Source organism: Enterococcus sp. ZJ1622 (genome assembly GCF_011038845.1).
GTDB lineage: Bacteria > Bacillota > Bacilli > Lactobacillales > Enterococcaceae > Enterococcus_B.
In genome coordinates this window covers 22,920-35,078 of the sequence record NZ_JAAKDW010000019.1, presented here as the reverse complement: position 1 = coordinate 35,078, position 12,159 = coordinate 22,920, and the positions used below count along the sequence as shown (strand labels likewise).

Below are 12,159 nucleotides of genomic sequence, written 5' to 3'. Positions count from 1 at the left end.
AGAGCTTTTCCAAATATAAAGCGTGTTGTCGCTGATGCAGGATATAAGACGCCTAAATTTGTTCATTTTCTGTCACACTTGAAACTCTACCCGATTCTTCCATATACTGCACCTCATGGAGTAAAAGGAATGTTTCGTAAAAAAGACTTTGTTTATGATGCCTATTTTGACTGCTATTTATGCCCCAATAATCAACCGTTGTTATTTTCAACTATTACTCGGGATGGTTATCGAACCTATAAATCAAATCCAAAATTCTGTAGGAGTTGTCCATTACTTGAAAACTGTACTTTGAGTACAAAATATCAAAAAGTAGTAACTCGACATGTTTGGGCGGATCTTATGGATGAACTTGAACACCAACGCCATACGGCGTTGAATAGAGAAATTTATAAAAAGAGAAAACAAACTATTGAACGAATATTTGCAGATGCAAAAGAAAAGCATGGTATGCGTTGGACGAAATATCGAGGTCTTGAAAAAGTTGCCACGCACACGATGCTTACGTTTGCTGCCATGAATTAAAAAAAACTAGCCACATGGCTATGGAAAACAAAAAAGCCTATGGCTTTTTATTTCAAATTTCTACAAAGACTACCAAAAAGGAGTTGGCAATTAAGCCACTCCTTTTTGTCTACAGTCTGTGACGTGTTAATTACACGTCTTTTTTTGTCTATATCGAGTGTAATCATTTTTGTATAAGAAAATTCAATGAAAGAGGGAAAATCATGGACTATAAAGAAACAGAAAAAATGGAAGAAGAATTGTTAAAAATGATGAAGCAAAAACACCTCAAAAGATTTTCGGTTATGCAATACATTAATGAAATGCGATTAAAGGAAAAAGAGAAAGCTTGCTTATTAGGGGCGATAAAAAACTTCAAAAAGCTGAAACGCACCTACGCAAGAGTAGAGAGCGGTTGTCAATTACTTTTAGAAGTTAATGATATTAAAATATGAGGCGGATGCTGAAATGAAAAAAAGATTGATTTTAGGAGTTATAGTAATTGTTTTGTGTAGTGTGTTTGGCTACGTTATTTATCAAAAATATGAAGGAACAGTATTTAAACAAAATATTTATGCGAATCAAATCAATATAGGTGCCAAAAGCTATAAGGACGATGCAACGAGTGTTAATAATGATATGTCTTTGGGTCAAATGTTGTCCATACAAAAGGAAGCAATCGAAATGGGTGTCAATAAACAAGTATTTGCACAAATTCAAATACCTGCACTTGGTTTAGCATTGCCGATTTTTAAAGGCGCCAATCAATACACTTTAAGTCTTGGAGCGGCTACCTATTTTTATGAGGATGCTGAAATGGGCAAAGGAAACTATGTTCTAGCAGGTCATAACATGGAAATGCCAGGTGTTTTATTTTCTGATATTCAACAGTTGTCATTAGGGGAGGTGATGGATTTAGTTAGTAACGATGGCGTCTATCGTTACAAGGTAACGCGTAAATTTATCGTACCTGAGTACTTTAAATTAATCGATGGCGTTCCTGAAGAGAACTCTTTCTTGTCTTTACCAAAGAAAGGAGAGAAACCTTTATTAACATTGTTTACTTGTGTTTATACATCACAAGGGAAAGAAAGATATGTCGTACAGGGAGAGCTACAATAACCAGATTTTAATCAACGTGAGTCGTTGAAATATAAAATAAGGAGATAAAAAATGACAATCAATCGGTATGTAAAAAATGCTGGAATGCTTGTTGGAATATTAGGAATCATTGCAGGCTGCTTTCAGGGGTATCGAGCATATGCAGAAGATGTAACGCAAAAAACGCCACCAGAAAAGATCAATATCACGGTTCATAAATTAATGTATGATCAAGATACACAATTGAATGTTGATATTGACGGGATCAAAAATGATGGTTATACGCACGATCGATATCCTACAGGTGTAACGAAATACAACAAAGCAGATTATGGTGATGTTGAGTTTACGTTAGGAAATATTACGGATCAAGTATTACCGACTGAAGATTCTGATCTAACCAACGCGAAAGTGGACGAAATCGTTAAAGATGTAGAAGACAAGGGATCTAACAGTGAGTACGTTAAGAATGCAACCAATAAAATCACTTCAGCTGTAGATGAAAATGGTGAGATCACTTTTGCTGATCAACCAGCCTATGTCAATTCCAAAGGGAATGTCTATGTGGTTTATGAAAGTAAATCCGCTGCTGGATTAGTCACGCAAAAAGCAAAACCAATGGTTGTGATTGCGCCAATGACAGACAACACAGGATCAGGATTTTTAAAAGATATCCATTTGTATCCTAAGAACATTGTTTCTAAGTTGAGTTTTGAATTAACGAAATTTGGTGACGATGGTACGGAACAAAGTAAACAGACACCTTTAAAAGACGCGAAATTCGAGCTTTATAAAGGCGAACCTGGAAAGGGAACAAAATTGGGTGATCTTGTATCGGATGATCAAGGAAAGCTGACTGCAACAGATTTAACATTGGGTAAATACTATTTTGTAGAAGTTCCTTCAGAAGTAGTAGTTGGACCAGATCAAGAACCTACTGCTGATCAGTATTTATTGGGCGCTGACGCTCGAAACGACGAACACAATAGGTTAACCTTTGAAATTACCAATGACGGTGTTATAAGTGATTTAAAAGCTTCCTACGTAAACTACAAAGCTCCTGTAATCGATAAGACAGTAACCAACGGAACAGGGGACGAACATTCTTTCCAAGTTGGCGATGCTGTTAATTATGAAGGAACGATTCATATTCCAACAGATATTGCAGGTGGAACAGATGGGATTACAGTAAATGGTGTGAAGAGTGAAACTTCTCCATACAGCGTGTTTAAATGGGGAGATACAGCAGGTAAAGGACTTTCTTATGTTGCTGAAAAAGCAGATATTAAAGTAACAAATAATGATGGTTCAGTCGTATTAAAAGAAAATACTGACTATAAAATCGAAAATTCTGATAGTGGTTTTGTGATCGATTTTATCGTAAATAATGGACAAGTAAGTGATACAGTTGCGAATTTACATGGTCAAGATCTAAAAATGACTTATAACATGTTTGTGAATGAGAGTGCTGAAATCGCAAATCCATTAACAAATAGCGTTGATTTCGTTTATAACAACAATCCTTTCAATCAGGAAGAACACCACGAAAAATCAAAAGCTGATGTTGTTACTTATGGTGCAAAATTCTTAAAAGTCGATAGTGGACTATTTGGAACAGGAATCAAAGCAACACTGCTTGAAGGCGCAGAATTTGCTGCTAAAAACGCAGAAGGAAAATATTATGGTGGATTAGTTGATACGGATAAAGACGGTGTCAAAGAAGCAGTATGGGTAGACGATGTAGCAAATGCAGCGATCTTAAAATCAGATAAAGAAGGTCACTTTGAAATCACTGGTTTAACTGAAGGTGAATATTCATTGGAAGAAACAAAAGCGCCTGAAAACTATCAAAAATTAACGAAAGAAATCTCTTTCAAAGTAGACAAAGATTCATACAAAGAAGAAAACCGAATCACGATCAAAAACAATCAAAAAGCTTCCGTACCAATGACCGGTAGCAACGGTTTTCAAACGTATGTATTGGTCTCTTGCTTGTTGCTAGGTGCGGGAGCAATCTCTGCAGTTGTTTACTTAAAGAAGAAAGCTTAAAAGGACCAAAACCAATGATTATCAGGAAGTCTAAGAAAAGGCGAATCATGGGGAAGTGGATCATTGCTTTCTGGTTACTTTCAGCTGTTGGAGTCTTACTATTAATGCCTGCTGAAGCGAGCGTGGCGAAATATCAACAAAATCAGCAGATTGCCGCAATCGATCGAACAGGAACGGCAACGGATTCTTCTTTGGATGTTGCAAAAACCGAATTAGGTAATCCTGTTGGTATTCTTACAATTCCAAGTGTTTCTTTAAAGCTACCCATTTATGAAGGGACGTCCGATAAAATTTTAGAAAATGGTGTAGGTATTACGGAAGGAACTGGTGATATTACAGGAGGAAACGGTAGAAATCCTTTAATCGCAGGTCATAGTGGACTTTATAAAGATAATCTTTTTGATGATTTACCTTCAGTAAAAAAAGGAGAAAAGTTTTATATAAAAGTCAATGGTGAGCAACATGCTTATCAGATCGATCAGATTGCCGAAATAGAAAAAGATGAGTTACAAAAGAACTTTGTCGCTTACTTAGAACCAAATCCTGATCAAGATCGAGTAACGCTAATGACTTGTGTACCCAAAGGGATCAATACACACCGTTTTCTTGTTTACGGTAAACGAGTAACTTTCAATCAATCTGAATTGAAGCATGAAAAAAAGAAAATTCTTTCTAGTAAATGGCAATGGCTCTTTTGTGGAGCTATTTTTATTTTGCTTATAATTAGTGGATCAATTTTCGTCTACAATAAGAAAAAATAAAAGGAGAGTAACCAGCATGAGAAATAGAAAATGGCTATTTGTTTGTGCAGCCACTTTTTTGTCTTTCGCCGTCTACACACAGTTGACGTTTGCAGATAGTCAAGAAAGCACGGATAGCACAGAACAAACGTTACAAGCGTCAGATAGTAGCACGATTCAAAGTAGCGCTGAAGCCGTCGATTCGTTCACAGTTGATTCTTCAGAAGAACCGACAATCGTTGAAGACGATCAAATGATCAAACAGACCATTCACGTTCAAAAGATTATTTCTTCCGAACAATTAGACAACCAGGGACAAAAGCTTGAAAAACAAGAAGGAGTAAATGGCGCGAAGTTTTCTGTTTATGATGTATCGGACATTTTACAAAAGATGGAGGTTAAGGATCTCTCAACGGATCAAATTGAATCCCAATTGAAAGAACGAGTGAAAAAACTATCCAGTGATCAATTGAAGCTAGTTTCTAACGGAGAAACCAAGACAATTGATCAACAAATAGGTGTCTTTGAATTCTCGATAGAAGTACAGGCAAATCAGAAACAAGCTTATTTTATTGTCAATGAATCCAGTCCTGAAAACATTTCGAATAGCGAGGATATTTTGCTAGTAGCACCTGTTTCTAATGAAAACGGTGAATTCTTAAAGGATGTGTGGATCTATCCCAAATCAAAAGCTTCGCAACTTAAAGAAGAGGTAAAAAAAATCGTTTCTACTGGCGTAAAGAAAAATTTCTTTGATCATTGTTGGGATTTTGTTACTCATTTATTTTTTAGAGAGTAAGGAAAAAATAAGATGAAATGGATCAAATTATTATTATTCAATCTTTCTTGTTTAACCGCAGCCATTCTATACTGCGGTTTATTGTTTTCTCAACTATCACTTTTGCCAAGTTATCAACCTTATCTAATGAAAATTTTAAGAATACCAGCTGCTTCTATGCCGCTTGATATTATGGAAAAACTTTTTAGGAATCCACTATTTATTAAGGTTACTTTAATTGTTGTTGGTAGTGTTTCGCTAATTATTCTAAAAAAAGAGAAAAGCGATCCTTTTGTTAAATAATCATTTTTTGTTAAAAAGGAGGAAATCCTACAAAATGGTGAAGAATATGAATAAAATTGTGTGTCGGACGCTTAAATGGGCGTTCTTTTTTTTGTGTGTTTTATTATTTTTTGGCACTAAAAATCAAGCTTTAGAAAAAGTAGATCCTTACGCAATCAAAGAACACAATAATTTAGAGTTATATCATGATAGTGATTCACTAAAAAGTATTACAGTTACAGGAATCAATGGGTATAAAATATTAGATGAATATCAAAAGAAAAAAGATAAAACGGTTTGTTGGTCAAAGGTAAATGATTTAAAGGCTTCTTCAAAGATTGTGGTTCATTATGAAAAAGTTGGGAAATATGTAGGACGTGAAATTGATTGTGATGTGACTTTTTCGCAGTTTGTAGGACATGCAGGGATCAATGAGCCAGGAATTTATAAAACGATCAATGGCACAAAATATTATAATTATTTGCAAATTAGTAGTAATATTTATCGTGGTTTCTTCATGCAGTCGATTAATGTGATGAACGTTCAATTAGCATTTAATTACAGTGGGACAAAAATGAAGGTAAAATTGAGTGTCTCTAATCCAAATATTAAAATGAAGAATATTAATTTAGCGAATACATTTCTTTCAGTTTATAGTTTGAATGGACAGTATCAGCAACGTGTTTCTTGGTTCAATGATAATAATCAATCGGTTGGCGAGAGAAATTTAGATCTTAAAGAGTTTGTAGGGTACGAAAAAATGAATGAATTACCTTATTATGTAACGACTGATACTGCTTGTGGAGAATATAATGCGCCAGCGCAATCAGCGAATAAATTATGTTCTAAAGTGGTCGGAGGGCGTGCAGAAAAGAATTATAGTTCTAACGATCATTTTACAGATTCAGTAGGTTCAAATACGTATCATCGAAGTGGGGTTACTTTTTCATTAAAAGGAGAAGCGCCGACGTTTATGGTAGGGGCTAATTCGAATCAGATGATGTTTAGTTTTGATTCCGCATTACTTTGGACTCCTACTCCCCAACAGCCGACAAAGGAAATTTATGATGTGCCACAAACAAAAGCAAAAGAACACAATATTGACCGAAAAATTATAAAAGAAGGTTCGGATGTATATTATCATATCAATCAAACGTTCGATGCATTAACAGTTAATTCGATGAATAAATACCAGGCATTAACAATTACAGATACATTTGATAATAAAAATTTTGATTTAGTAATGAATGGTAAAGAGTATGATGGTGCATTATGGTTAGTAGAAGCTAATGGAAAGTGGAAGAAAGTAGACTCTCCTAAATTATCTTTGTCTGGCAATAAGATTTTATACAGTGCGACAAAAAGTTTTTTAGAAGACTCTTCGAATTATGGGAAGAAATATGTATTACAGCTTCATATGATAGCGAAGAATGATGCGAGTGGTATTGCGAAAAATGTAGCTGGTGTGACATTTAACAACAATACAGGAAAAGGAACGCAACAAACCAATACCGTTGAAAGCTATTTTCCAATTGATCCGTTAAAACAAGTTACACAGAATGGTGTGGATGTAAATGGACGAAATGATGGTGAGAAAGGGACGCCGACAGCTTATTTAAATGCAGGCTCTGAAGTACAATATCTAGTTACTCAAAAATGGCATACAAAAGGTAGAGATATTGAGTTAGATCATTACAAACAATTTAGCATTCAAGATCCCATTGAAGCTCGTTTGACGTATAAAGAAGGCTCTGCGCAAGTGATCGATAAGAGTACAGGAAAAGATATTACTTCTGAAGGTACGCTAATTTATGATGGCAATTCAAAAATGTTGAAATGGGAAGCTTCCGCTGATTTCTTAAATAAGAATCTTTTGAATGGACGAGAAATTCAACTGATATTTACAGTTAAAACTCCTTTGAATCAAGAATTGAATATCGAGAATCAAGCAAAAGTTCTGGTAGAAGATGTGGAGAAAGTAACTAATGTAGTAACGATTGGTGTAAGACCTGACTTACCTTTGCCCATTATTTCTAAAACAGGATCTATGCATTTAATAGCAATTTTATTGGTTAGTTTACTATTATTTGTGTTAGCTACTTTTAGTTATGTGATTTTAAAGTTTAATTAAACAAAGAATTTAAAAAAACTAGCCACATGGCTATGGAAAGCAAAAAAACCTATGGCTTTTTATTTTAAATTTCTACAAAGACTAATAAAAAGGAGTTGGCAATTAAGCCACTCCTTTTTGTCTACAGTCTGAGACAAGGCTGTTTTTCAGCCTTGTCTTTTGTTGTCATTTGAAAATTGGATTGGCGCCAATAAATACGTTATCTACGAGTATTCTACAAGCGTAGTCAACTTTAAAATTATGACCTAGCCCAAGAATACTTTGATTATTGTAAAGTAAATTTGCATTATGGGCAGGACTATCTTTCCAACCTAGCATGGCATCGAGAATACCGTTGTCTGATAAAAGGTCATCAATATACAACCCAGTTTGACTGATGTTTTCTCCTTTTGCACCGTAACAACCCAATTCTTCCAATAAATCTTGGAAGGTTCCACCAACATTTGGACGGTAATGACTAAAATTAATTGCCAGTTCTTTTGCACGAATATCAGCGGCTTGTTGCACAATATCATTGAATTGCATTGGAGAAACACCATTTTGTTGGCGGTAATTATTTAGCCAAGTCAATTCTTTTTGACGCATAAAGTCACGTAATTCATCAAATGAAATATTTTTATATTTGAACGTGATTGTTTTATCTTGTTTGATATCATTGATTGATCTGCTTGATTGTTGAGTCATTGCATTTACATTTACGGTAACAGTAGGATCGTCATTTTTGCACAAGAAATAGTTTTGATCAGTCATATTTTTCCAAGGAGCAGAGAAACTATCCCCTTCATAAACAGTTTTGGTTTCAGAAGAAAGTATTTCATTAGTGTCTACGTTCACATGATTAACAGTGACTGTGTATTGATGAGTATAATTAAAAATATAATTTTGATCAGTTATAATGTTGTTTAAAGTGACTGTATTACTCGTTTCAACTCGGTCGTCTAAAACATAATCAGAAATTGTCGGTGCTGTGAGAGTAACTGATTGACCGTGTACCACGTTAATGTTTTTTTGTTGTATGATATTAGCTACTCCTCTATTTTGATAATTATCATTGCATAACAAAGTGATTTGATGAACTTCGTTATAATTGAAAGTGATGGTAGTATCTTTATTTATCTGTTGAGTTTGAGTATTATTTCCAATTACTTGATAATCAAAATTAGTTGGATCATTACTATTATTTTCATTGTATTTAAATGTTTTAGCATTGGCAGTAAAGTTTGTGCCAGCTTTAACAGTTGATTGTTCTGAGGTAATAATTTCCCCTGTTTGAGCATCGATATGATTAACTGTTACAGTGTAGTTTTGCACTTCTTTTGCTTTCAAACCATTGAAAGTTGTTTGTAATTTATTTTTTGCATCGTTTACTTGATTTTGAGTAGCTTTAGAATTGTTCAAAATATTTTTTGCATTGTTTAATGCGCTAGAGAATGAATTCCAAGTAGAATCAGTATAATTGCTTTTTGTAGTGCCTTTTACTTTATCATAGAGTGCTTGTAAGTCTTTTTTGTTTACTGTAGGAATTGTTTTTTTCTTCAGTCCATTAAAAGCAGTTTGCAGTTTATTTTTTGCATTATTCACTTGATTTTGAGTAGCTTTAGAATTGTTCAAAATATTTTTTGCATTGTTTAATGCACTAGAGAATGAATTCCAGGTAGAATCAGTATAATTGCCTTTTGTAGTGCCTTTTACTTTGTTATAAAGTGCTTGTAAGTCTTTTTTATTCGCTGTAGGAGTTGTTTTATCAGCGCCATACCAACCAATTCCCTCATATTTCCAGCCATAATTTTTGGTTAACCATTGTACTTCTTTCCAACTACTTGTGTAGTGGTGAGAACCTGTTTTAACACCTTTTAAGAAGAGGCGGTAGACTGGATGGTTGTTTTTAGGAGCGGAACGCCAAGCGGGGCCTTCATAGGTCCAACCGTAATTTTTAGTTAACCATTTTACTTCGTCCCAACTAGCGGTGTAATGATGGTCGCGTAAGCCTTTGTTATATAACCGATAAACTAAATTTCCTTTAGTGACTGGAGCGTCCCAAGCGGGACCCTCATAATTTCCCCAACCAATTTTCACTAAATGATCACGTTCTTTTGTATTAGCGGTATAAAAATGTTCGTGATTATTTGGATTATAGAGGCGATACATTGTGTTTGTTGAGTCAGCATCTACACGAGTTCCAACCCCTAATGCAATAGAGGTAGTTAGTAGTCCGATTAAGATGCTTGAAATTTTAGTTTTTTTCATTAGAAAGCTCCTTTTGTTTAGAATATCTTTTTTGATTATTTTTTTGCCACAAATTTTTGTGGCTATTCATTTGTTCTTCAATAAATTCATTTGCTGCTTCATATGGGAAATGTTTTTCAGTTGAAATAAAATATTTTCGTGTCCATAAACTTTGCATTGCATAAAGTTCTTCGAATTCCTTGATAATACGTTGAGTTCCTCCTTTGAAAGATTGAACAACCTCTGATGGACTTTGAGGTTGTGAAAGTGCAACGGTAAGTTTTATGTGGTTTGGATGAACTTCCAGAAATTTAATTTCTAATTGTTTTTCTTTTGCAATAGAGAAAAGCAATTCTTGCATTCTTAAAGCAATATTTTTAGAGCGAAAAACTTTTCTGGTTGCTCTGGTAGAAAAAGCTAAATGAAATTGAAGAAAAGAAGTTACGTTTTTATTTTTGTTATATTTCTTATCCATAATTAAATTATACAGTTGTGTATTACTTGTGTTTCTATATTTCTTTCACAAAAAAAGAAAAAATATGGAATGTGTTTTTGAATAGCTTTACATTTATTTTTTTGTTTGAAGTTCTTTTTTATTGGTGTGTTATTAATGTTTGATGTGTAAATTAGAAAAAATAATATATTGTACAAAGGGAGAGATTTTTTTATGATAGCTATTTTAAAAGATGCAAAAAGTATAATTTGGTTGATGATGTTTCTTAAAATTAAACAGTTACCGCCTTAGAATAAAAAATAGAAGTGATGAAGATCTTTTTTAGTAAATAATACTAAGTCATAAGTAGCCTTATTTTAGTGAATCAGGCTGCTTTTTTTTGCAACAAAAAATAGGATATATTACGAGGCGGAATGAATATGAAATATCAACGACCAATTAAAAATAGAGAAGTGAAGATTCCATTTTCTCCAGGTGTTCATGAAGCAATGATCACTGGAGTAATTATGAAAAAATCGAAAAAAGATAAAGATATGTTTGTAATCATTTTAGAAAACGCCGGCGGTGACGAGTCAGGCGTTTTTTGTTTAACCTTTGGAACAGATTTTACAGATACAACGCTTAATTTTCTTATAGCGAGTATTGAAGATAATGGCATAGAAATACCGTCAATTGATTTTGGTTATAACAAAGAAACAGCTGATTTTTTGAAAAATAAAAAGGTATATATCAAAGTTGAAGAATCTTTATTTGAGGGTGAGATATGTTTTTCGATTAAAACATTTTTAAGTCAAGAAGAACTTGACACGATTTTAGATGCTGAAGAAGAAAACGAATAAAAAATAAACAGAAAGAAGGATAAAAAATTATGGATATCGCAGTGAAAATGGTAGGAATTTTAGGAGCAGTTTTTGCAGTAAGAGGGTTGTTTTCTGTTATGACAGGAGCAATGGATTTCTTTAGTGGTCGTAAAAATGATAATCCTACAAAGATGGATAGTGGAATGGAAGCAATGATTACAGGTGGAACAATGGCCGCAATTTCAGGTGGGATTGCGACTGCAGTTATTGCCGCTATGAATGCAATCAACTTTTAAGAAAGAAGGATGGGAAGTATGCAGCTCAATCAAAGTACATTAAAAACTCTTGTTTCAGGGCTAAAAGACTACAATCCAACTGCATACGAATTGATGGGACAAGTCGCTACAGCGCTTGTCCCTGTTGGTTTAGTCATTTTATCTATTTTGATGTATGTAGAATTAGCAGAAAACAATAAAAGAGTTGCAGTAGAATATGGGCAAGTCAATGTAGACATGCTTATGTCTGTAATGTGGAAATATGTTGTTGCCTATGTATTAGTGATGACTAGTGGTTATTTAATTGACACAATCATGTGGTTAAATGGGGCAATTGTTACGATTATCGATAAAGTAATGGTTGATAATGCAAATGTAGAATTAGTCATTCCAAAGATTCAAGGAAAACTTAGCATGATGGAGCGACTTTTTATTAATGCCATGATGGGGCTTTCTACCATGACATTCTGGTTTGCTGGTATTGTCGTAAAAGTCTTGATTTTTCTACGATTCTTCCAACTATTTCTGTATAAAGCCGCAGCTCCAATAATGGTTGCTGGTTATATAAGCGAAGAATGGCGATCTATCGCAATTGGCTATATCAAACAATTTTCAGCACTTTGTATTCAAGGATTTTTATTGATAATCATTCTAAAACTCTATCCCTCACTAATGACGAACGATATGTTTAAGATTGCTGCGGAAGGGAGCTTTTTGAAAAATTTAGCTACATGTTTCTTAACATTATTAAAATCAGGTGTACTGATATTTGTATTAATTGGTTCGCAACAAATGGCTAAACGTTGGATGGGAGTTTAA

12 protein-coding genes and 1 pseudogene are annotated in these 12,159 nt (G+C 34.0%); 11 read left to right on the top strand and 2 right to left on the bottom strand.

Annotation, left to right across the window (positions count from 1 at the left end; all coding sequences use genetic code 11):
- The 8 genes and pseudogenes from G7Y42_RS13695 to G7Y42_RS13660 form a co-directional block, all read left to right on the top strand.
- Window positions 1-522 (top strand): annotated as a pseudogene (locus G7Y42_RS13695) (transposase); the annotation flags it as partial.
- Between the two features lie 206 nt (window positions 523-728).
- Complete coding sequence (locus G7Y42_RS13690; protein WP_165007278.1) at window positions 729-959, top strand: hypothetical protein; 231 nt, start codon at window positions 729-731, stop codon at window positions 957-959.
- Window positions 960-972: 13 nt separating this feature from the next.
- Window positions 973-1,626 carry a class A sortase gene (locus G7Y42_RS13685; protein WP_165007281.1) on the top strand — a complete coding sequence of 218 codons (654 nt, stop codon included), beginning with the start codon at window positions 973-975 and terminating at the stop codon, window positions 1,624-1,626.
- 51 nt (window positions 1,627-1,677) lie between these two features.
- The gene (locus G7Y42_RS13680) at window positions 1,678-3,654 is read left to right on the top strand and encodes a SpaA isopeptide-forming pilin-related protein (protein ID WP_165007284.1); all 1,977 of its coding nucleotides are present in this window, start codon (window positions 1,678-1,680) and stop codon (window positions 3,652-3,654) included.
- Window positions 3,655-3,668: 14 nt separating this feature from the next.
- Window positions 3,669-4,415: a class C sortase gene (locus tag G7Y42_RS13675; RefSeq protein ID WP_165007286.1), complete on the top strand. Its 747-nt coding sequence runs from the start codon at window positions 3,669-3,671 to the stop codon at window positions 4,413-4,415.
- Window positions 4,416-4,431: 16 nt separating this feature from the next.
- A complete protein-coding gene (locus G7Y42_RS13670; RefSeq protein WP_165007288.1) occupies window positions 4,432-5,193 on the top strand; it encodes a pilin N-terminal domain-containing protein in 762 nt (253 codons plus the stop codon).
- Window positions 5,194-5,205: 12 nt separating this feature from the next.
- Window positions 5,206-5,475 (top strand): hypothetical protein, encoded by a 270-nt coding sequence (locus G7Y42_RS13665; protein WP_165007291.1) that lies wholly within the window; start codon window positions 5,206-5,208, stop codon window positions 5,473-5,475.
- Window positions 5,476-5,509: 34 nt separating this feature from the next.
- Window positions 5,510-7,585 carry an isopeptide-forming domain-containing fimbrial protein gene (locus tag G7Y42_RS13660; protein WP_165007293.1) on the top strand — a complete coding sequence of 692 codons (2,076 nt, stop codon included), beginning with the start codon at window positions 5,510-5,512 and terminating at the stop codon, window positions 7,583-7,585.
- Between the two features lie 165 nt (window positions 7,586-7,750).
- Here the strand turns inward: G7Y42_RS13660 and G7Y42_RS13655 are convergent, their stop codons facing one another.
- Together G7Y42_RS13655 and tnpA are read right to left on the bottom strand one after the other, a co-directional pair.
- Complete coding sequence (locus tag G7Y42_RS13655) at window positions 7,751-9,832, bottom strand: CAP domain-containing protein (RefSeq protein WP_165007295.1); 2,082 nt, start codon at window positions 9,830-9,832, stop codon at window positions 7,751-7,753.
- Window positions 9,819-10,286: an IS200/IS605 family transposase gene (gene tnpA / locus G7Y42_RS13650; RefSeq protein ID WP_165007298.1), complete on the bottom strand. Its 468-nt coding sequence runs from the start codon at window positions 10,284-10,286 to the stop codon at window positions 9,819-9,821. Before tnpA ends, G7Y42_RS13655 begins: the two co-directional genes overlap by 14 nt.
- A gap of 398 nt (window positions 10,287-10,684) precedes the next feature.
- Here tnpA and G7Y42_RS13645 point away from each other — a divergent pair, with 398 nt between their 5' ends.
- From G7Y42_RS13645 to G7Y42_RS13635, 3 genes are read left to right on the top strand one after another with little or no spacing between them, the layout of a single operon-like run.
- Window positions 10,685-11,104: a type III secretion system protein PrgE gene (locus G7Y42_RS13645; protein WP_165007301.1), complete on the top strand. Its 420-nt coding sequence runs from the start codon at window positions 10,685-10,687 to the stop codon at window positions 11,102-11,104.
- 29 nt (window positions 11,105-11,133) lie between these two features.
- Window positions 11,134-11,361, top strand: coding sequence for a hypothetical protein (locus G7Y42_RS13640; RefSeq protein ID WP_165007304.1), 228 nt, complete (start codon window positions 11,134-11,136; stop codon window positions 11,359-11,361).
- 18 nt (window positions 11,362-11,379) lie between these two features.
- A complete protein-coding gene (locus tag G7Y42_RS13635; RefSeq protein ID WP_165007307.1) occupies window positions 11,380-12,159 on the top strand; it encodes a hypothetical protein in 780 nt (259 codons plus the stop codon).

Bases quoted from the DNA above. Each gene is read 5' to 3' on its own strand.
- G7Y42_RS13690 (WP_165007278.1), top strand. From the start codon at position 729: ATGGACTATAAAGAAACAGAAAAAATGGAAGAAGAATTGTTAAAAATG.
- G7Y42_RS13685 (WP_165007281.1), top strand. From the start codon at position 973: ATGAAAAAAAGATTGATTTTAGGAGTTATAGTAATTGTTTTGTGTAGT.
- G7Y42_RS13680 (WP_165007284.1), top strand. From the start codon at position 1,678: ATGACAATCAATCGGTATGTAAAAAATGCTGGAATGCTTGTTGGAATA.
- G7Y42_RS13675 (WP_165007286.1), top strand. From the start codon at position 3,669: ATGATTATCAGGAAGTCTAAGAAAAGGCGAATCATGGGGAAGTGGATC.
- G7Y42_RS13670 (WP_165007288.1), top strand. From the start codon at position 4,432: ATGAGAAATAGAAAATGGCTATTTGTTTGTGCAGCCACTTTTTTGTCT.
- G7Y42_RS13665 (WP_165007291.1), top strand. From the start codon at position 5,206: ATGAAATGGATCAAATTATTATTATTCAATCTTTCTTGTTTAACCGCA.
- G7Y42_RS13660 (WP_165007293.1), top strand. From the start codon at position 5,510: ATGGTGAAGAATATGAATAAAATTGTGTGTCGGACGCTTAAATGGGCG.
- G7Y42_RS13655 (WP_165007295.1), bottom strand. From the start codon at position 9,832: ATGAAAAAAACTAAAATTTCAAGCATCTTAATCGGACTACTAACTACC.
- tnpA (WP_165007298.1), bottom strand. From the start codon at position 10,286: ATGGATAAGAAATATAACAAAAATAAAAACGTAACTTCTTTTCTTCAA.
- G7Y42_RS13645 (WP_165007301.1), top strand. From the start codon at position 10,685: ATGAAATATCAACGACCAATTAAAAATAGAGAAGTGAAGATTCCATTT.
- G7Y42_RS13640 (WP_165007304.1), top strand. From the start codon at position 11,134: ATGGATATCGCAGTGAAAATGGTAGGAATTTTAGGAGCAGTTTTTGCA.
- G7Y42_RS13635 (WP_165007307.1), top strand. From the start codon at position 11,380: ATGCAGCTCAATCAAAGTACATTAAAAACTCTTGTTTCAGGGCTAAAA.